A 21,588-nucleotide genomic window follows, 5' to 3' on the forward strand; every position below is an offset into this window, starting at 1 on the left:
TGTTCCATATTGATGAAAGAGTTATACATAACCAAAACTGCTATTAATTCCAAATAAATGAACAAAACATACAACAATGTATAAAAAAGAGAGGATTATATAACCCTCTCTTTTTTATCAACACTATTTACTTTCTACAATTAAGGTCACCGGACCATCATTGATTAAAGAAACATCCATCATTGCTCCGAACTTCCCTGTTTCCACATGTAATCCTTGTTTACGAACTTCTTCATTAAAGAAATCGTATAAACGCTCTGCATAATCAGGTTTCGCAGCATCCATAAAGTTTGGACGTCTTCCCTTGCGGCAATCTCCGTATAATGTGAATTGCGAAATAGATAGAACTTGTCCTTCTACATCAAGTACAGAATGATTCATCTTTCCGCTCTCATCTTCAAAAATACGTAAGTTTGCAATTTTTTCCGCAATGTAAGTTGCATCTTTTTCTGTATCTTCGTGCGTAATGCCAACTAGTAATGTTAAACCGAACGGAATTTGTCCTACGATCTCACCGTCTACTGTGACAGACGCTTTCTTTGATCGTTGTAAAACAACTCTCATCTTTCTACACTCCCTATTAATGCATCATGCGTCGTACTGCATAAATTTCTGGAACGCGTTTAATGCGTTCTACTACTTTTTTCAAGTGTTGTAAGTTACGAATCGAGATTGACATATTAATTGTTGCCATCTTATTACGGTCACTTCTACCAGAAACAGCTGAAATGTATGTTTTCGTCTCTGTAACAGCTTGCAGTACTTCATTTAATAAACCGCGGCGATCGTAACCTGAAATTTCAATATCAACGTTATACTCTATTTCTTTTTCAGGGCTACCTTCCCACTCAACTTCTAATAAACGTTCTATCGCTTCTTCTGTATGAACATTTACACAATCACGGCGGTGAATCGATACACCTCGGCCTTTCGTAATATACCCAACGATATCATCACCCGGAACTGGGTTACAGCATTTCGATAAACGGATTAATAAATTATCAGCACCGCTTACCTTTACACCAGAATCCCATTTTCGAATTTTCATCGGTTTACGAACTTCTTTAACTTCAACAATTTCTTCTTCTTCGCGTTGCTTGCGGAACTTGTCCGTTAGTCGCGTAACAATTTGCGAAGCTGTAATTCCGCTATATCCAACTGCTGCAAACATATCTTCTTCATTTGCAAAGTTAAATTTCTCAGCGACGCGTTTTAAGTTATCAGGCGCTAATACTTCTTTCATCTCATACTCTAGACCACGTACTTCCTTTTCAACAAGTTCACGGCCTTTTTCAATATTTTCGTCTCTACGTTGTTTCTTAAAGAATTGACGAATTTTATTTTTCGCATGAGATGTTTGAGCAAGTTTTACCCAATCTTGACTTGGGCCATATGAATGTTTCGACGTTAAAATTTCAATGATATCGCCGGTTTTTAATTTATAATCCAGCGTTACCATTTTCCCGTTTACTTTTGCACCAATTGTTTTATTCCCAATTTCCGAATGGACACGATACGCGAAATCAATTGGAACCGATCCAAGTGGTAATTCCATTACATCGCCTTTCGGTGTAAAGACGAATACCATGTCAGAGAATAAATCAATTTTTAATGACTCCATAAATTCTTCTGCATTAGAAGCTTCATTTTGCCATTCTAATATTTGACGGAACCACGTGAGTTTCTTCTCTAATGTACCTGTTGTTTCTGCTGTTTTTCCTTCTTTGTATGCCCAGTGTGCCGCGATCCCGAATTCTGCAATTTCGTGCATTTCTTTCGTACGAATTTGCACTTCAAGTGGATCACCTTTCGGTCCAATTACAGTCGTATGAAGAGATTGATATAGATTTGCTTTTGGCATTGCAATATAATCTTTAAAACGACCTGGCATCGGCTTCCAGCACGTATGAATAATTCCAAGCACTGCATAACAATCTTTGATACTATTTACAACAACACGTACAGCTAATAAATCGTAAATTTCATTGAACTGTTTATTTTGCAGTGCCATTTTACGATAAATACTGTAAATATGTTTCGGTCTTCCAGAGATCTCAGGTTGAATTGCAACTTCTTTTAATTTCTCACGAATACCAGTCATTACTTCGTCTAAGTATTCTTCACGTTCTGCACGTTTACGCTTCATTAAATTTACAATACGATAATATTGTTGTGGATTTAAATAGCGAAGTGACGTATCCTCTAGCTCCCATTTAATAGTACTAATTCCGAGTCTATGTGCTAAAGGTGCAAAGATTTCTAGCGTTTCATTCGCTATGCGACGCTGCTTCTCTTGAGGCAAATGTTTCAATGTACGCATGTTATGAAGACGATCAGCTAGTTTAATTAAAATAACTCGAATATCTTGAGCCATTGCAATAAACATTTTGCGATGGTTTTCTGCTTGTTGTTGTTCGTGAGATTTATATTTGATCTTCCCAAGCTTCGTAACACCATCAACAAGCATAGCAATTTCTTTGTTAAATTCCCGTTCAATATCTTCTAACGTAATCTCTGTATCTTCCACTACATCATGTAAGAAACCTGCTGATACCGTAGCTGGATCCATGTGTAAATCAACTAAAATACCTGCAACTTGAATTGGATGAATAATATACGGTTCACCCGATTTTCTGTATTGTTCGCTATGCGCATCGCGTGCATATTCATAGGCACGTGCTACTAGCTCAATATCTTCATCCACTAAATATTGACTTGCTTTCTCGAGTACCTGTTCAGCTGTTAGTACCTGCTCATTTGCCATCGAATCACCTTTTATTGAAAATTGACTTTATCTTTATTTAATAGAATAAATTATATTCTATCATTATAACCCAATGATTGTGAATTGTGAAAAGGAAAAGATTTTACTGACATTTCACCATGATTTTTTGTTCAATTATACAAAAGTACCCGCTCCTCTCCAAGAGATTCACGGGTACTTTTTATCACCGTAGTTTTACCTATATAGTGATTAGTATTTTTCTAATACTAATACATCGTAACCATCTAACATTTTACGACCATCTAAGTAAGTAAGCTCTACTAAGAATGCAATCCCTGCTACAACTCCGCCAAGTTCTTCAACTAGCTTAATTGTCGCTTCGATAGTTCCACCTGTAGCTAATAGGTCATCTGTAATTAATACGCGTTGACCTGGCTTAATTGCATCTTTATGGATTGTTAAAACATCTTTACCATATTCTTTACCGTAGTCAACTGTAATTACTTCACGTGGTAATTTTCCTAATTTACGAACTGGCGCAAATCCTACTTCTAACGCATAAGAAACTGGACAACCGATAATGAAACCACGAGCTTCTGGTCCTACTACAACATCGATATCTCTTTCTTTTGCGTATTCAACGATTGCATCTGTTGCTGCTTTGTATGCTTTACCGTCATTCATTAAAGGTGTAATGTCTTTAAACACAATACCTTCTTTCGGATAATCCGGTACAATTGCGATATGTTGCTTGAAATCCATATTTCTGAATCCTCCTCAGATCTAAAAGGTTTGTAAATACAAATCCTTTACCCTAACTGTTCTACTTCTTTATGATTACGAATCGTTTCAAACCATGTATATAGTTGCTGATATGTGCTATAAACCAATTCTTTTTCTAATTGTAAGTGGTTCATTTTCTCACGATATGTGTTCGATTCAATTAAATCACGCTTTTGTTTTTTGTCTGCCATAAAAATGACGCCATCTTTTATTGTAACAAATTCTAACTCAAAAAACACCTGTGTCATGAAATTTACTGTATCTTTTGACCAACCTTTATGACGACATAGTTGTTCTCCATATTGTCTTAAAGAAAATGGTGTTTTTTGGCTTAAGAAAGAATAGTACCATTTAAAGTGTTCTCTCGTCGGAACTGTACTAAATAAGTGGTTATTCTCTTGATAAAATAGCGTATAAATTCGCGCTGGGAATCCTGCCTTAAATAGCTCACGTAATTCATCTGTTCCTTTTGGTAAATCAAGTAACACAATATATTGATCATCTAAATGCGTTACTTCTGAAGCATGCATGAGCTTTTCTTTATAGCTCTCTAAAGAAAATTTATTCAATACCTCTTCAGAAAAATACACCATTGTTATTTTTTCTTTCGGAAGTTCTGCTAAATTTGCTTCTGCATTACGCATACTACGCCAATCAAATAATTGCCACGCCTCTACAGCAATATCTTGTACCATTAGTTGTGGCTTCTTAAAATTATTCCATTCATTGATGGATGCTTCTCCTATTACAGATACTTTTGCAACTGGAGAGATTTCTTTCGCATATGCACCAAAACCAAATCCAATTGTATCCAGTGTTGCTTGTCCATCACGAAGAGCCATTTTTAAATGAGAACCATCTGATCCGATTGCGCGAATGCTTTCTAACTCTGCATCTTTTACTGCAATACGTGGTTTCGGATTTCCAATACCAAACGGGGCTAGTTTTTGCATATCTTCAATTGCCGCTAGCGTTACATCCTCTACTTTGCAAAAAACATCAACTGCTGTAATTGGAATAAAATCTTCTTCTGTTAAAATCGCATCTGCTTGTTCATTTAATCGGCGACGTAATTCATCTACATCATTCATATGTAGCGTCATTCCCGCTGCCATCGGATGCCCTCCGAAGTGTGGCAATAACTCTCTACAATCTGATAAGTTTGCAAACAAATCAAATCCTGCAATACTACGTGCTGAGCCTTTTGCTGTTTCTTTTATAGGATCGATGCTTAATACAATCGTCGGACGATAAAAACGTTCAACTAATTTAGAAGCAACAATTCCAATTACCCCTGGGTTCCAGCCTTCTTTTGCAAGTACTAATACTTTGTTTTCTTCTGGCGGGAAGTTATTTTCAACTTCAGCGATAGCTTCTTCTGTAATTTGCTTTACAATATCTTTTCGCAGTTTGTTCAGCTCATCAATTTCTTCGGCCAACTCTTTCGCTTCCTCTGGATCATCTGATAATAAAAGGTGTACAGCCGGCGCAGCATCTTCTAAACGCCCAACCGCATTAATACGAGGTGCAATTGAGAAGCCAATACTCTCTTCTGTAATTTCACTTTGCGAAACGTTAGCAACTTTAAACAATGCCTTCAAACCAATATTTCTCGTCATACGCATATGTTTTAAACCGCGTTTCACTAGCAACCTATTTTCACCATGAAGTGATACTAAATCGGCTACTGTACCGATTACTGCAATCTCTAATAAATGTTCTGGTACACGGCCTAATAGTGCATGCGCAACTTTAAACGCAACACCTACACCAGCTAAATAGTGAAACGGATATACGCCACCTTCTAATTTCGGATGTATAATCGCAAGCGCTTCTGGCAATTCTGGCGGTGGCTCATGGTGATCTGTAATAATTAGATCTATTCCAAGCTCTTTCGCTACATTCGCTTCATGTACTGCTGCGATGCCAGTGTCGACAGTAATAATCAGTGAGAAACCTGCACTATGCGCCCAACGAAATGCTTCTTCGTTCGGTCCATACCCTTCTGTAAAACGATTTGGAATGTAAAATTCTACTTCTGCACCTAATTCTTGAAGAGCAAGATATAAAACCGTCGTACTACTTACTCCGTCCGCATCATAATCACCAAATATTAATATTTGCTCTCCATTTTGAATCGCCTTATTTACACGTTCTACCGTTCTATCCATTCCTTCTAATAAAAATGGATCATGAAATTCTTGATTTTCTGTATTTAAAAAATCTAAAATCTTATCTTCTGTATCTAGTCCTCTACCGAGGAATAATGAAACGACAAGTGGCGATAACTGTAATTTACTTGCTAATTCACTCACTCGCTCGTCATTATATTCTTTTTCTTTCCAACGCGTCTTCGGTTGTAACACGAAATCACCCCTTAACCTGTTCATTATACAAGACAGATTAAGGGGTGACAATATAATGCAAACTACGATGCAATATCTATATACTAAAATGTTAATGATGTTTAATTTGGAGAATACGGATTTATATGTACGAATACATTTTGTACATTATCTTGTTTCATAAGTATTTCTTTCACATGTTTTCCAATACGGTGTCCTTCTTCTACGGTAATGTATGGATCTACAGACACTTTAATATCGACAATAACATAATGACCATGCTCCCGTGCATATAAAGAACCAATTTTTTTCACACCATCTACTTGAAGAACGGCCTCTCTAAGCGGAATAACATCCTCCTCATGAAGAACATGGTCAAGCGTTGCATGAATTGCTTCCGCTCCAATGCTCCATGCCATTTTTACAACAAGAAGCGAAACAACTAATCCTGCAATCGGATCAGCATATACAAGCCAGTCTATACCAAGCTTACCACCGAGTATAGCTGCACAAATACCGATTAAAGCTGCAATTGAAGAAAACACATCCGAACGGTGCTCATATGCATTTGCAATAATTGCATCACTATTTACCCTTTTCCCTAATCGGAATTTATATTGAAACATTCCTTCTTTCACGACGATTGAAAGAACAACAGCAAAAATCGTAATTCCTTTCGGCGGTTCTAGTTCTTGCGAAAAAGCTTTTATAGATGAAATCGCGATTTCAAGTCCCACAATAAATAATAATACCGCAACAATAATCGCTGAAATCGATTCCGCTTTACCATGACCATACGGATGATCTTCATCAGGTGGCTGCTTTGCCGCTCGCAATCCAAAAAGTACAGCTAGCGAACCAATTACATCTGATGCAGAATGCACGGCATCCGCTAATAGCGCTTTACTGTTCCCAATATAACCAATTACCGCCTTTACAATCGCTAATATAATATTACCAACGATCCCGACAATGGCACCAAACTCGGCCTGTTTAAAACGTTCATCTTTTTCCATAATTAAAATCCCTTCTTTTCTTAACCTATCTTTTTATTTTAACAAAAACAGCGATAACACCACCACTTTCTTCCATCTTCTTTCTGTTAAAAAGTTGCTATCTTATTGTATCCACAAACGAAAAAAGAGATGCCTCATAAAGAGACATCATCTTTTCTATACTTGCGGTTCAGATTCTACTTTCTCAACCTTCTTCTTGTTTTTTCCCTTTTTCAAACGACGGTTTTCAAGCATTAACCAAATTTGAGAGGCAACGAAAACAGAAGAGTACGTACCTACAATTAATCCAACAAGTAACGCAAACGAGAAGTTACGTAGTGACTCACTACCGAAGATAAGCAGTGCAATTACTGGGAATAACACTGTTAATACGGTATTAATCGAGCGACCAAGCGTTTGGCGAATACTTGCATTTACGATTTCTTCTAGATCTTTTATATCGCGCACTCGTTTTTTCTGTTTGTATAATTCACGGTTTCTATCAAATGTAACAATCGAGTCATTAATAGAATAACCGATGATTGTTAGTACTGCAGCGATAAACGTTAAGTCTACCTCTAGTTGGAAAATACTAAACATAACAACCATAACGAAAGCGTCATGTAATAATGCAAGTACTGCAGATAACGCATACGTAAATCGGAATCGAATACTTACGTATAAAATGATAACCGCAGAAGCAATCAGTACAGCGATAAATGCATTTCGTGCAATTTCTTTACCGATTGTCGGTGAAACTGTACTTATGTTTGGATCTGTACCATATTTATCGTGGAAGAATGTTTTTGTTTTCGCAATTTCATCTTTTGATAAAACACCTAATGTACGAACTGCGAAACCTTTATTGTCATCTCCAGTCGGTACAATATTTTCTTCCTTCACATCAATGTTCAATTCTTTAAAATCTTTATGAACATCAGACACCGTAACAGCTTGTTTTGATTGCAAGTCGATACGTGTACCACTCGCAAAGTCAATACCAAGATTCAATTTGAAAATTGGTAAGATAATTGCACCCGCAATTACAACTACAATCGAGAAGATAAGGAATTTATGACCGATATTTACGAAATTAATACGATCAAATCTCGTTGGCGGATGTACTACACCTTTTGTTAATGGAATAATATCCTTTTGTTTCACACCAAAATATCCTGGTTTTTTATCAAAGTAACGGCTCTTTACAAGTAAACCTAGTAAGAAACGAGTACCGAATACGTTCGTAATAAAACCAACTAAAATACTTACGATTAAACTTGTTGCGAATCCTTTTACAGAGCTATTACCATAAACGAATAACACACCAGCTGCCGCAAGAGTTGTAACGTTTGCATCTAGAATTGTTGCTAATGAACGATGGTTACCAGCGCGGAATGCCGACATCATGGACTTACCAATTTTCAACTCTTCTTTCAGTCTCTCGTACGTAATAATATTCGCATCAACTGCGATACCTACTCCGAGCACTAACGCCGCAATACCTGGCAACGTAAGAACTGCATGCATCCAGTTAAAGACAAGTAATGTAACGAAAATGTATAAACCTAACATAATAACCGCTACAAGTCCTGGTAAACGGTAGAATACAAGCATAAATAAGAAAATAAGAGCGATACCAATCGCACTAGCGAAAATCGTTTGCTCTAACGCTTGTTGACCAAACTTCGCTCCAACAGATGTTGAATACATTTCTTTTAAATCAACAGGAAGTGCACCTGCATTTAATAAAGATGAAAGTTGTTTCGCACTTTCAACTGTGAAGTTTCCACCTACGATAGATACTTCAGCTTGGTTAAATACTTGGTTTACTGTTGCTGCTGATAAGAACTTCGGATTCGGTTTTGCAGATTCTGCTTTGTACGAATCTTTTCCTTCTTCAAAATCAAGCCAAATTACCATTAAATTCGTTGGTGGTGGCATTTTTGAAATTTTTTCAGTTACTTCACGGAATTTTTCAGCGCTCTTTAGTGTAAGACCTACGCTCGCACGGCCTTGCTCATCAAATGTTTGCTTCGCTCCGCCGCCTTTTAAATCCGTTCCGTCCATAAGAAGATTATCATCTACATCACGGAATGTTAATTTCGCTTGTGTTGATAACATTTCACGTGCTTTTTGCTGATCTTGTACACCAGCAAGCTGTACACGAATTCGATCTTGCCCTTCGATTTGAATGTTCGGCTCACTTACACCGAGAACATTGACACGATTCTCAAGAGCACCTACTGTACTTACAAGTACGTCTCGATCGATTTTGTCACCTTTTTTGGCTGGTTTTACTTCATACAGAATTTCAAAACCACCGCGAAGGTCTAGTCCTAGACTAATTCCTTTTGCTATGTCTTTTCCTGCCGCACCAATTACTCCACCGATTAATAAAACGATGAGGAAAAAGGCGGCAATTCTCGTACCACGCTTTGCCATATGTACCCTCTTTCCGCTACTAACACTTTAAATAAATCTCTTACGATTCACTTTTACACGTGTGCATACGTCTAGTTAGTAGACTTCCTTTCTATAATTTTGCTAGCTCATCACTAGCTGTGCCGGTACGTTTTCACGATACCTGCACTTTCATTATTTGTTTTCTCTCTTCACTACCTCCTTTATATATGATCTTAGACATAATTATTTCCTGATTATCAATACCTATCATTATACTGCAAAAGGAAGAACAAACCAATTGCAGTCGGTTATTTATTTTCATATTCATCAAATGACCAAAGTGGCGCTTGATATGCTTCAACAGTTAAATATGTCATATATTCATTAGCACTTACTGTTAATACGTCATTAACTAATTCATACAATCTAACATCGCTGTCTATCTTCTTCCACTTTTTTACTTTAAGAAACTTCCAAATGTCATCATCTGTCACTCTGTCGTAGCCGAACATTTGAAACTCTTCTACTTTACTTTCTAAAACGACTTGTAACTGTCCGCGGTATGATTCTACCAAAGCCTCTCTATCTAACATCTATAACATCTCCTTCTTATTTCGCACGAAAAGTCGCTTTTATTCCCGCTCTAATGGACAGCAATAACTACTTTCAAGAGCACTATCATATTTCACTCTCTTAAATGCTTGTCATTCTTGTCTCGTACGTGCATATAAATTATTGTAAATCATTCCATTGATTTTGAGAAGGTAGGAGAAGAACATGACGAGACAAAGCTTTTTAAAAGGCGCATTTATTTTAATGATAGCCGGCTTTATTACAAAAATACTTGGCTTTATCAACCGCATAGTAATGGCACGTATTTTAGGAGAAGAAGGCGTTGGTCTTTATATGATGGCCGTTCCTACATTCATTTTAGCAATTACATTGACACAAATTGGTCTTCCTGTCGCAATCGCAAAATTTGTAGCAGAAGCGGAAGCTGTGAACGATAAACAAAGAGTTAAAAAAATATTAACCGTATCACTAGCTGTTACATCCGTTATTAGTATCATTTTAACAATCGGAATTATGTTCCTCACACCTATTTTAGCAAAAACATTATTAACCGACGAAAGAACGTACTATCCATTAATGGCCATTTTGCCCGTTGTTCCTGTTATTGCTGTTTCTTCTGTTTTGCGTGGTTACTTTCAAGGGAAACAAAACATGAAACCTAGCGCTTATGCGCAAGTTCTAGAACAAGTCGTCCGCATTACCATTATTGCTATATGCATTCAATTATTTTTACCTTACGGCATAGAATACGCTGCAGCCGGCGCTATGTTATCAGCTGTTCTCGGTGAAGTTGCATCGTTATTATTTTTACTCACGTTATTTCAGCGAGAAAAACATTTATCAATACGCTCTGGATTTTTCACTACTGTAAAGGAAAGCAAAGGGACATTTTATTCTCTGATGGATATTGCCCTTCCAACTACAGGAAGTCGTTTAATCGGCTCCGTTTCATATTTTTTTGAACCTATTGTCGTTATGCAAAGCTTAGCAATTGCTGGTGTCGCTGCTTCTGTTGCAACCCAGCAATACGGTATATTAAACGGTTATGCATTCCCGCTTCTATCACTACCCGCCTTTATTACATACGCTCTCTCTACAGCGCTCGTCCCTTCTATTAGTGAAGCAATGGCAAAAAGACAACATAAATTAGTGGAGCACCGTTTACAACAAGCACTTCGAATTTCATTAATTACCGGCGGATGGTCTGTCGTTATATTATACGTATTCGCTTCTCCTGTTTTAACTCTTATGTATGGGTCAGACAGTGCAACAGCATTCATTCAACTTCTTGCGCCTTGCTTTTTATTTCATTATTTCCAAAGTCCACTTACCTCTGTTTTGCAAGCTTTAAACTTAGCAAGAGCTGCAATGATGAATACATTTATTGGTGCCATCGTGAAATTAATCGTTATTTTTGTACTAGCATCAAGGCCAGAATTTCAAATGATGGGGGTTGCTCTCGCTATTGCTGCAAATATTGTAACAGTAACATTTCTTCACTACGCTACTGTTTTAAAAAAGATTACATTTACCATTTACGCAAAAGACTATATTTTCGGTGGACTCGCCATCGGTATCGCGGGCGCCTTCGGTTTTTATCTTCATAAATATATTATTTTCTCTCATGCCCTTGGCATACAAACATTATGGGAAATCACTTTAACAACAATTGTTTATATCGTACTTCTCTTCACTTTCAAACTCATTCGAAAAGAAGAGTTAAGTCGTCTCCCTATCATTCGTAAACTTTCATTTTTGAAATAAGTTGAAACTTTAATCAGTGGGGTAATCTCCACTGATTATTAGTTACACTAATCATTCTTACTCTTTCAAAGGATAAATCTCTAATCTTCTTTTACATCAACAAAAAATTTTCCGTTTTGAAAACTACAGTATAAAATTTGTGTTACATCGTTATAACCTAAGTTTTTTAATTTCTCAATAAGCCATGCATCTGTATGTTCAATCATTTGTAAATGACTAGATTGAATTTCTCCATCAATAATAAGAGGAAGCGTAAACTGCAATGTATCTTGTTTATTTTTTTGTTTTTGAAAGACAGATAACTTCCCAGACGGTTCCAAAATAGCATATTCTACATCCCGAATATCTCCAACTCCTTGTTCCCTTAATTGCATCATTAAATCATCTATATTATAACGTTGCTTTCTCATCTTCTTTTCATCAATCTTTCCCGCGTTTACAAGAATAGCCGGCTCACCTTCTATTAAATGCCGAAAGCGTTGATACTTTAGGGAAATGACTGACAAAATAATTTGGATGCACATAAGAAAAGTCATCGGAACTAATTGATGCCAAAGTGATTTATCGGTATTTTCAATTGCCACTACAGCCATTTCTCCAAGCATAATAAATACGACTAAATCTAATACACTTAGCTCTCCTATCTCACGTTTACCCATAAGACGAAAAATAATTAAGATGATGATATACAAAAGCATTGTCCGTCCAATTATTGATATCCATTCCATTTCTACATCTCCTTTTTTACGTATAGACTCCCCTATAAAAAAGAAACTAGTCTAACTTAGACAAAAGGAAAATATGCTTGTATTAAAAAGGGGGAATGCATAAATGGATGGAACGAAAAAATTATCAACTGCAATTGGCTTCGGTATTATTACACTACTAATTCTCGCATCTATTACTAGCATGATTATGGCTCTTTTATTAAAGTTTACGAATATAAACGAAGGGACATTAACCGTTACTATTTTTATACTCGCTCTTTTATCTATGCTTATGTCTGGATTTACTGCCGGCAAAAAGGCTCAAGGGAAAGGTTGGCTAGTAGGTCTCACAACAGGTCTCACGTTCACTATACTCGTTTTTCTAGTTAACTATTTAGGCTTTTCTCAAACTTTATCGAACTCACAATTACTTTATCAATTAGCATTAATGGGGGCGAGTACACTCGGTGGTATTTTCGGTGTAAATATGTCAAAGCAAAGTAACTAAAAAAGGCCCTGCATATTTCATGCAGGGCCTTCCAAATTAGTTTTTCACAACTTCACGAATCGCATTGCGATCGAACGTTAAGTGTGAACCACCAGATTTAATAACAATTTTCGTCTCATCTACTGATTCGATTGTACCGTGTAAACCACCGATTGTTACGATAGCATCACCTTTTGCTAACTCACTTTGCATTTGAGCAACTGCTTTTTGACGTTTTTGTTGCGGGCGAATTAATAAGAAATAGAAAATCGCAAACATCGCAACGATCATAACGATATTCATCATACCTGCATTCATCTTTTGTTCCTCCTTTTAAATTATGTATTAGAAGTTTTTAGCATTCGGTTTATTAAAGCCATACTGTTCAAAGAACTCTTCGCGGAAATCGCCAAGACGGTCTTCACGAATAGCTTGTCTCACCTGCTCCATTAAGTTTAACAGAAAATGAAGGTTGTGATAAGACGTTAAACGAATTCCGAACGTTTCATCACATTTCATTAAGTGACGAATGTACGCACGAGAGTAGTTTTTACATGTGTAGCAATCACAGTTTGGATCAAGCGGACCGAAGTCTCTTGCGAATTTCGCATTTTTTACAACGAGGCGACCTTCACTTGTCATACATGTACCATTTCGAGCGATACGAGTTGGAAGTACGCAGTCAAACATATCAATACCACGAATTGCGCCATCGATTAACGAGTCAGGAGAACCTACCCCCATTAAGTAACGAGGCTTATTATCTGGAAGAAGTGGTGTTGTAAACTCAAGTACACGGTTCATAATATCTTTCGGTTCACCTACAGATAAACCACCTACAGCGTAACCAGGGAAGTCCATTGAAACAAGATCTTTCGCACTTTGACGACGAAGCTCTTCGTACTCTCCCCCCTGTACAATACCGAATAAACCTTGATCTTGCGGACGTTCATGCGCTTTTAAGCAACGTTCTGCCCAGCGGCTCGTACGCTCTACAGATTTCTTCATATATTCAAAAGTAGCTGGGAATGGTGGACACTCATCAAATGCCATCATAATATCTGAACCTAATGCATTTTGGATTTCCATCGCTTTTTCTGGTGATAAGAATAATTTATCTCCATTTAAGTGATTACGGAAGTGAACGCCTTCCTCTTCAATACGACGGAAGTCACTTAAACTGAATACTTGGAAACCACCAGAATCTGTTAAGATTGCACGATCCCAGTTCATAAATTTATGCAAACCGCCTGCTTCACGAATAATTTCATGACCTGGACGTAGCCATAAATGATACGTATTACTTAAAATAATGCCAGAATCCATTGCTTTTAATTCTTCTGGTGACATTGTCTTAACTGTTGCAAGTGTACCAACTGGCATAAATGTTGGTGTATCAAATGAACCGTGCGGCGTATGCACACGACCTAAACGGGCACCCGTTTGTTTACATGTCTTAATAAATTCATAACGAATTGCTGTCATAACTTACTCCTTTTATTTGTTTCTCATTTTAGCGTGAGATGCAACGAACATTGCATCACCGAAGCTAAAGAAACGATATTTTTCTTTTACTGCTTCATTATAAGCATGAAGTACATTATCTCTATTTGCAAATGCACTTACAAGCATAATTAATGTTGATTTCGGTAAATGGAAGTTTGTAATTAAACCATCAATTGCTTTAAATTCATATCCCGGATACATGAAAATATCTGTCCATCCAGAAGCGGCGCAAAGCTTACCTTCATGATCTGTTGCAATTGTTTCTAACGTACGAGTTGATGTCGTACCTACAGTAATAATACGTCCACCATTCTCTTTCACACGATTTAATAATGCCGCTGTCTCTTCAGACATATGATAATATTCTGCGTGCATATGGTGTTCTTCAATCGTGTCTGCAGAAACTGGTCTAAATGTTCCAAGTCCTACGTGAAGTGTAATGAATGCTAACTGAACGCCTTTTTGCTTTAACTTCTCAAGTAACTCTTCTGTAAAGTGAAGTCCCGCAGTCGGCGCTGCTGCTGAACCGATTTCTTTCGCATATACTGTTTGATAGCGATCGCGATCTTCTAGCGTCTCTTTAATATATGGAGGAAGTGGCATTTCCCCAAGTTCATCTAAAATTTCATAGAAGATGCCGTCATATGAAAATTCAAGCTGACGTCCACCTTGATCTGCAGTTCCTGTGCAAGTTGCTTTTAATTTCCCTTCGCCAAAAGAGATAACAGTTCCTTCTTTTACACGTTTCGCTGGCTTTACAAGCGTTTCCCACTTATCACCTTCTTCTTGTTTTAAAAGAAGTACTTCAATGTGCGCGCCTGTATCTTCTTTCACACCGTGCAAACGAGCAGGCATAACTTTCGTTTCATTTAAAACTAAGCAATCCCCCTCATGTAAGTAAGAAAGAATATCCGTAAAATGTTTATGCTCAATATCACCTGTTTCACGGTCTAACACCATTAATCTTGATGTTTCACGCTCTTCTAACGGGACTTGTGCAATAAGTTCTTCTGGTAAATGAAAATCAAACAGATTTATATCCATAGCTATATCCACCTATTTCTTATTTAAATCGATTTATTATATACATAATAAAAGATAATACAATACTTAACACAATACATGTAATGATAGGAAAATAAAAGGTAACGTTTCCTTTTTTCACAAAAATATCGCCTGGAAGCCTTCCAATGAACTTCCAAGCTAATCCAACAACGATGAGTAAGATCCCGGCTGTAATAAGCAGCTTTGGCATCTCCGTCATACTTTTGGTATCTCCATTCCGAAATGTTCATACGCAAGCGGCGTTACAATTCGGCCCCTCGGCGTTCGTTGTAAAAAGCCAATTTGTAATAAATACGGCTCATACACATCTTCAATCGTATGAGATTCTTCTCCAATTGTTGCTGAAACCGTTTCTAATCCAACTGGACCGCCACGGAATTTCTCAATAATACCAAGCAGTAATTTATGATCAATATGATCTAGACCTAATTTATCTACTTGCAGTAGCTCTAATGCCATTTGTGTAATTTCCATCGTAACCGTTCCATTACCACGAACTTGTGCGAAATCACGTACACGTCTTAAAAGACGATTCGCAATACGAGGTGTACCACGAGCACGTCTTGCAATTTCTAATGCAGCTAACGAATCGATTTCAACTTCAAATACTTCTGCTGTACGTTCAACAATCGCAGAAAGCTGATCTACTGTGTAGTACTCTAACCTTGAAAGTACACCGAAGCGGTCACGAAGCGGTGCCGATAATGCTCCAGCACGTGTTGTTGCTCCAACTAATGTAAATGGCGGTAAATCTAGGCGTACAGAACGTGCTGAAGGCCCTTTTCCAATTACAATATCAAGGCAAAAGTCTTCCATCGCAGGATACAATACTTCTTCAATTGATCTATGCAAACGATGAATCTCATCAATAAATAATACATCACCTGGCTGAAGCGCTGTTAATACAGCAGCTAAATCTCCTGGTCTTTCAATTGCGGGACCTGAAGTTGTTCTAACATTAACGCCCATCTCATTGGCAATAATATTCGCAAGCGTCGTTTTACCAAGACCTGGTGGTCCATATAAAAGCACGTGATCTAACGTTTCTTCACGCATTTTCGCCGCTTCAATAAATACTTCTAAATTATGTTTCGCTTTATCTTGGCCAATATACTGACGGAGCGTCTGTGGCCGTAATGAATATTCTAAATCCGCATCTTCATATGCAGATTCCCCTGAAAGGAGACGTTCGTCCATTATACTCACCTCTTACCATTTAGTAAAAGACTAAGTGCCTTTTTAATATACTGATCCGTCGTTAATGCTTCTTTTAATAACTCTGGTACAACACGAGAAACTTCGCGTTCTGCGTATCCAAGTGCGCGCAGAGCTTCCAGTGCCTCATCAAGCTCAGCTGATGAACCTTTCTTCTCATCAAAACGTTCTGTGTCTGAGAATAAATCAACAAATGCATCTGGTACGACATCTGCTAGTTTTCCTTTTAAATCTAAAATCATTTGGCGTGCTGTTTTCTTTCCGACGCCTGGGAATTTCACTAAAAACTTCTCATCTTCATGCTCAATCGCTTGAACGACCTGTCCTGTTTGACCAGAAGCTAAAATTGCAAGAGCGCCTTTTGGCCCAATGCCAGACACGCCTAACAACTTTGTAAATAATAAACGCTCTTCACGTGTTTTAAAACCGTAAAGTGCCATAATATCTTCTCTCACATAATGATATGTATAGACACGGATTTCTTGCTTACTTCTTTGAAATACATACGGATTTGGTGTGAAAATTTGATAACCAATTCCATTATGATCAATTACGACATATTCCGGCCCTACATACTCCACGTAACCTGTAACATATTCAAACAAAATACGATCTCTCCCTCTTAAATCATGTATTCCATTTTAACATATTTAATGATAGAAAAGCGAGACTGCCCCAACAAATGTTCTCCACTTGAAACTTCTGTTATTTTCCATTGACAGAAAGGTTAAAGCACCTTAATATACAGAAGTCGATAATGATTATCAATACTAATTAAAGGGGTTACATCAGGATGAAACGTAAGCTATTTATTTTATTTACTATTATGCTTGTTGTTCTTTCTATCGTTGGCTGTTCTTCTCAAAAAGAAGAATCGAAAGCAAAAGAACAACCGAAAACAAAAGTTGTAAAACATGCTAAAGGTGAAGCTACAATTCCAGTAAATCCAAAGAGAATTGTTGACTTATCTGGATCAACAGAAGAACTATTACTTCTTGGACATAAACCTGTTGGTACAGCAAATACATATAAAGATAAAATCCAAAATCACTTAACAGACAAGTTAGATGGAGTAAAAGCAGTAGGTTGGTACTGGGCACCTAAAGTTGATTTAGAAGCTGTTACTGCTTTAAAACCAGACTTAATTATTTTAAACAACCGTCAATTAAAAATTTATGATCAACTAGAAAAGGTTGCACCTACAGTTGTTCTAGAAACAAACTTAGAAGACTGGCGTGGTAAGTTTAAAGAAGTAGGTAAGCTATTTGACGAAGAGAAGAAAGCAGACAAATGGATTGCAGACTACGATAAGAAAGCAGACTCTTTATCTAAAAAAATTAAAGAGAAAACAAAAGATGAGAACTTTATGTTCGTTGCAGTTACACCACAAAACTTCCGTGTATACGGTAGCTTCGGATACGGTGACATCATCTTTAATGACTTAAAACTTCCAGCAACAAAAGGTACGGATTTAAAACAAACGATGGCGCAAGTATCACTAGAAGGTCTAGTTGCATTCCAGCCTGACCAAATGTTTATTGTAAACTTCGGCGGCGAAGCTGATAAAGTTTACGAAGACTACAAAAACAGTGCCGTTTGGAAAGACAATAAAGCAGTTAAAAATAATCACGTATATGAAGTATCAAATGAAGTCTTCAATACGAAAGCATTCAATCCAATCGGAAAAGATATGCTAATTGATGAAATCGCAAAAGAAATTTTAGCTAAAAATAAATAAGAAAAAAAGCAGCTCACCATGAGCTGCTTTTTTTCTTACTTTGAACTGCGTATTGCTTCATTTTTTCAATCGTCTTCACAAAACCTTCTTTTGATTTAATACGAATGCCACGTTTCAATTTCGCACGTTCATAGCTCTCAAGCTTTTTCATATCAATTTGAAAGAAAGAATGGATCGCATTATCATTTTTTGGCACACCTTTGAAAATTTGTAATATCCCTTCCTCTGAAACACCAAAATACCCGCTCGTTTTCAATAACGGAGAAATATCATCAACTTTCTTTTGCAATACAATTTGTACATCATCACGATCAACGAGCTGCCATTCTTTATACTGCTGTAAAAACTTTTCTAAATCCGTCACTTTTTCTGTAAGTATTTCTTCGCTTACTTCGCCATCAACATACATACGCTCTAATAAAATTGTAACCTCAGGTTCTTTTTTAGTTACTTCTGGTACTGGCCCTTCCGCCTTCACATTCGTTTCATAAACGAAACAAAACATCATAACGAAAGCTTGCATCGCAATCAGTATCCATTTCATTTCCGTTCACCTCTTTTAGGCAAGATCATACTTTCATTAGTAGTTTTTCCGGAAATGGGGGTTTTATCCATATTACATTTCTTTCGAAAATATAAAAAATGCAGATAAGGATTCACCTCATCTGCATGTATCATTTACTTTTATATAAAATGAAAGACGCCTGCAAAGCAGGCGTCTTGATGCGTTTACGGCGAGAGACCAGGCGACCACATTCGCGTGTTTAGCACTTAAGCATATCTCTCGTCTTACGTAAATTAGCTCATCGCTTTGCTAATATAACATTAATAAAGTATAAGTGCAACATGTTTATAAAAATATTTTATTTCCTCTTTCATCCAAATAAATCAAACGCAAATTATAAATTGATAAATGCAATATATATATTACAATAAACATAACAGCGAAATCATCATAAACGGGAGATAGATATTATGAAACAAATAAAGGATGAACGTCTCATTCTGCAAACGTTAAAAAACATACGTATTGTCTTTCTTTTTCAATCACTTGGTATAATCGGTGTTTTAGGCTATATCGGATTCACTGAAGGAATAGATCAAATTACGAAATCTCCATTATGGCTAGTATTTATTCTTACGAGTATGATCCTTAGTTATTTACAGTTAAGTGTTTCAATTGATGTAGAAGAAAGTGAAAAGGAGATAAAATTAACTCCTTATTACAAAATTGTTTTACGCTCTCTTATTGTAGGAATCGTTATGGCTATTATTTATATCATTTTCAGTCCAGAAAGCCCCCTATTTGAAGCTATTTTAACAGGTGGTATTCTCTTCATATGCTTTTTAGGTTCTTATTCCGTTAGTTATTTTATTAAAAAACGTCGTTTACAAGACGAAGATGAATAAAGAGGAAGGGCTCCCCCTTCCTCTTTTGTTTTGCTATCGCACTGTACCAGTTAAACCGTAACGAATGTCTCTGAACATATTTCCTATATCACGATTAAAATCGTTTGTAACTGTACCGTTACGTAGACGCGTACTCATTGCATCGACACGAGTAAACATATCATTTCTTACAGAAACATATACGTTTCTGTTTCCAACTTCATTTGCAACAGCTTGACGAATTTCGTTCGCCATCGCCGTTTCATTTGTCACTGTGTTACGTGGTTTTACCGCAATCGCTACATCGTTTCCATATACAACTGTAGACACACGGTCTACGTTATTCATACGTTTCACACGATTTGTTATTCTTTCAGCTGTTTTACCATCATTGTTAATGTATGAATTGTTCATTGTAATATTACGAGTTGGATGCGGATTAGCAATTTGTCCATTGTAATTTACATCACGGTAATAATTGTATCCTGTATCGTTACGACCATTTCTATATGTTACATAATCTGTATAACGATCATTACGCGTCACATTATCACGATACTGGTGTGTATCATTATAAGATGTACGCTCGTAATTGTAGTTACGTCCATCCATTGCATTGTTTTTTGGTGTACCACATGCAGCTAATGCACTAGTAACTAACAAAGAAGCAGCAATCACTTTTACTTTCGTATTCAATACAAAAACCCCCTCTGTTAGAATGAGCTTCTCTACTGAAAAGCTCCCTCTTATGATGAGTAACAGAGAAGGTTTTTACACTGTTAATATTTCACTGGGAATTTTCTAGCACTTCATAAAAAAACTGCCTTTTCTTAATTAACAGGAATGCAAAAAAGGCGGGAATACTCCCGCCTTTTTAAACTTCTTCTTCGTCCTCTTCTTCTGAAACGGGCTCTCCAAATACATTTGGTGGATCTGGTTGATAATACATCGTTCCTGGCTGTGGTGCATATGCAGACTGAGTTGGTTGATAATATAAAGGATTCGCATATTGCGGACCGCCTGGTTGTGGACTATATAGTCTACTTTCTCCTCCGCATCCACAATCTTCCTCACCCTGCACAAGCGGCGGCATGTTATTATCCATTGGCATCATATTCGGGTTTGGCATAGACGTATGTTGCGGTCCAAACGGCGCTCCTTGCTGATATGGCATTTGATATGGATTTGGTTGTTGATAATACGGATTCGGCGGCATCATGGGCATTTGATAGGGCATCATATTTGGTGGTTGATTGTTATCCATAATCGGCATCATATTCGGCATTTGATTGTTATCCATAATTGGCATTATATTCGGCATTTGATTGTTATCCATGATTGGCATCATATTCGGTGGTTGATTGTTATCCATAATTGGCATCATATTCGGCATTTGATTGTTATCCATGATTGGCATTATATTCGGCATTTGATTGTTATCCATGATTGGCATCATATTCGGCATTTGATTGTTATCCATAATTGGCATCATATTCGGCATTTGATTGTTATCCATGATTGGCATCATATTCGGCATTTGGTTATTATCCATAATTGGCATTATATTCGGCATTTGATTGTTATCCATAATTGGCATCATATTCGGCATTTGATTGTTATCCATGATTGGCATCATATTCGGTGGTTGATTGTTATCCATAATTGGCATCATATTCGGCATTTGATTGTTATCCATAATTGGCATTATATTCGGTGGTTGGTTGTTATCCATGATCGGCATTATATTTGGCATTTGAATATTTGGCGGTATGACTTGTGGAATAACTACATTTTCTTTCGATACATTTGGCGATACTATATTTCCTACATTCTCTTTCTTCACTTGTGGTGACACTATATTTCCTACATTCTCTTTCTTCACTTGTGGTGACA

At 37.0% G+C, this 21,588-nt stretch carries 20 protein-coding genes and 1 pseudogene; 4 read left to right on the top strand and 17 right to left on the bottom strand.

What is annotated here, in order from left to right; genetic code table 11:
- Positions 1-123: 123 nt before the first annotated feature.
- The 7 genes from HFD78_RS07790 to HFD78_RS07820 form a co-directional block, all read right to left on the bottom strand.
- Entirely contained in the window at positions 124-564 is a 441-nt protein-coding gene (locus HFD78_RS07790) for a D-tyrosyl-tRNA(Tyr) deacylase (protein ID WP_001266965.1), read from the bottom strand.
- Positions 565-580: 16 nt separating this feature from the next.
- A complete protein-coding gene (gene relA / locus HFD78_RS07795) occupies positions 581-2,764 on the bottom strand; it encodes a GTP diphosphokinase (RefSeq protein ID WP_001262811.1) in 2,184 nt (727 codons plus the stop codon).
- Positions 2,765-2,974: 210 nt separating this feature from the next.
- Positions 2,975-3,487, bottom strand: a complete 513-nt coding sequence (locus tag HFD78_RS07800) for an adenine phosphoribosyltransferase (protein ID WP_000346215.1) — start codon at positions 3,485-3,487, stop codon at positions 2,975-2,977.
- 47 nt (positions 3,488-3,534) lie between these two features.
- The gene (gene recJ / locus HFD78_RS07805) at positions 3,535-5,874 is read right to left on the bottom strand and encodes a single-stranded-DNA-specific exonuclease RecJ (RefSeq protein WP_000941238.1); all 2,340 of its coding nucleotides are present in this window, start codon (positions 5,872-5,874) and stop codon (positions 3,535-3,537) included.
- A gap of 101 nt (positions 5,875-5,975) precedes the next feature.
- Positions 5,976-6,869, bottom strand: a complete 894-nt coding sequence (locus HFD78_RS07810; RefSeq protein WP_000409746.1) for a cation diffusion facilitator family transporter — start codon at positions 6,867-6,869, stop codon at positions 5,976-5,978.
- Between the two features lie 156 nt (positions 6,870-7,025).
- The gene (gene secDF, locus HFD78_RS07815; RefSeq protein WP_001119065.1) at positions 7,026-9,290 is read right to left on the bottom strand and encodes a protein translocase subunit SecDF; all 2,265 of its coding nucleotides are present in this window, start codon (positions 9,288-9,290) and stop codon (positions 7,026-7,028) included.
- A gap of 269 nt (positions 9,291-9,559) precedes the next feature.
- Positions 9,560-9,844 (bottom strand): post-transcriptional regulator, encoded by a 285-nt coding sequence (locus HFD78_RS07820; protein ID WP_000886978.1) that lies wholly within the window; start codon positions 9,842-9,844, stop codon positions 9,560-9,562.
- Positions 9,845-10,028: 184 nt separating this feature from the next.
- Here HFD78_RS07820 and spoVB point away from each other — a divergent pair, with 184 nt between their 5' ends.
- Entirely contained in the window at positions 10,029-11,588 is a 1,560-nt protein-coding gene (gene spoVB / locus HFD78_RS07825; protein ID WP_000198300.1) for a stage V sporulation protein B, read from the top strand.
- Positions 11,589-11,668: 80 nt separating this feature from the next.
- On the opposite strand, the gene HFD78_RS07830 is transcribed toward spoVB, so the two are convergent.
- A complete protein-coding gene (locus HFD78_RS07830) occupies positions 11,669-12,316 on the bottom strand; it encodes a DUF421 domain-containing protein (protein WP_000454817.1) in 648 nt (215 codons plus the stop codon).
- Between the two features lie 103 nt (positions 12,317-12,419).
- Between HFD78_RS07830 and HFD78_RS07835 the strand changes: the two genes are divergently transcribed.
- Positions 12,420-12,803: a TIGR04086 family membrane protein gene (locus HFD78_RS07835; protein WP_000349131.1), complete on the top strand. Its 384-nt coding sequence runs from the start codon at positions 12,420-12,422 to the stop codon at positions 12,801-12,803.
- A gap of 36 nt (positions 12,804-12,839) precedes the next feature.
- On the opposite strand, the gene yajC is transcribed toward HFD78_RS07835, so the two are convergent.
- Genes yajC through ruvA form a run of 6 tightly spaced genes read right to left on the bottom strand, consistent with a single transcriptional unit; the run spans position 12,840 to position 17,173 of the window.
- Complete coding sequence (gene yajC, locus HFD78_RS07840; RefSeq protein WP_000991115.1) at positions 12,840-13,100, bottom strand: preprotein translocase subunit YajC; 261 nt, start codon at positions 13,098-13,100, stop codon at positions 12,840-12,842.
- A gap of 27 nt (positions 13,101-13,127) precedes the next feature.
- Complete coding sequence (gene tgt, locus HFD78_RS07845; protein WP_000125365.1) at positions 13,128-14,267, bottom strand: tRNA guanosine(34) transglycosylase Tgt; 1,140 nt, start codon at positions 14,265-14,267, stop codon at positions 13,128-13,130.
- 12 nt (positions 14,268-14,279) lie between these two features.
- On the bottom strand, positions 14,280-15,332 hold the full coding sequence (gene queA, locus HFD78_RS07850; RefSeq protein ID WP_000354034.1) for a tRNA preQ1(34) S-adenosylmethionine ribosyltransferase-isomerase QueA: 1,053 nt from the start codon (positions 15,330-15,332) through the stop codon (positions 14,280-14,282).
- Positions 15,333-15,351: 19 nt separating this feature from the next.
- A complete protein-coding gene (locus tag HFD78_RS07855; RefSeq protein ID WP_000138162.1) occupies positions 15,352-15,552 on the bottom strand; it encodes a DUF2905 domain-containing protein in 201 nt (66 codons plus the stop codon).
- A complete protein-coding gene (gene ruvB / locus HFD78_RS07860) occupies positions 15,549-16,550 on the bottom strand; it encodes a Holliday junction branch migration DNA helicase RuvB (RefSeq protein WP_000344449.1) in 1,002 nt (333 codons plus the stop codon). Before ruvB ends, HFD78_RS07855 begins: the two co-directional genes overlap by 4 nt.
- Positions 16,551-16,555: 5 nt before the next feature.
- Positions 16,556-17,173, bottom strand: a complete 618-nt coding sequence (ruvA, locus tag HFD78_RS07865) for a Holliday junction DNA helicase RuvA (protein WP_000464509.1) — start codon at positions 17,171-17,173, stop codon at positions 16,556-16,558.
- Positions 17,174-17,361: 188 nt separating this feature from the next.
- On the opposite strand from ruvA, the gene HFD78_RS07870 reads away from it, so the two are divergent.
- Positions 17,362-18,306 carry an iron-hydroxamate ABC transporter substrate-binding protein gene (locus HFD78_RS07870; RefSeq protein WP_000823606.1) on the top strand — a complete coding sequence of 315 codons (945 nt, stop codon included), beginning with the start codon at positions 17,362-17,364 and terminating at the stop codon, positions 18,304-18,306.
- A gap of 13 nt (positions 18,307-18,319) precedes the next feature.
- Here HFD78_RS07870 and HFD78_RS07875 read toward each other — a convergent pair whose 3' ends face one another.
- Positions 18,320-18,850: a BofC C-terminal domain-containing protein gene (locus tag HFD78_RS07875; RefSeq protein ID WP_000871174.1), complete on the bottom strand. Its 531-nt coding sequence runs from the start codon at positions 18,848-18,850 to the stop codon at positions 18,320-18,322.
- Between the two features lie 431 nt (positions 18,851-19,281).
- On the opposite strand from HFD78_RS07875, the gene HFD78_RS07880 reads away from it, so the two are divergent.
- Entirely contained in the window at positions 19,282-19,716 is a 435-nt protein-coding gene (locus HFD78_RS07880; protein WP_000809472.1) for a hypothetical protein, read from the top strand.
- Between the two features lie 33 nt (positions 19,717-19,749).
- On the opposite strand, the gene HFD78_RS07885 is transcribed toward HFD78_RS07880, so the two are convergent.
- Entirely contained in the window at positions 19,750-20,391 is a 642-nt protein-coding gene (locus HFD78_RS07885) for a YhcN/YlaJ family sporulation lipoprotein (protein ID WP_001093541.1), read from the bottom strand.
- Between the two features lie 178 nt (positions 20,392-20,569).
- A pseudogene (exsA, locus tag HFD78_RS29405) lies at positions 20,570-21,588 on the bottom strand (spore coat assembly protein ExsA); the annotation flags it as partial.

This window comes from Bacillus sp. EKM501B (genome assembly GCF_011800505.1).
GTDB lineage: Bacteria > Bacillota > Bacilli > Bacillales > Bacillaceae_G > Bacillus_A > Bacillus_A cereus.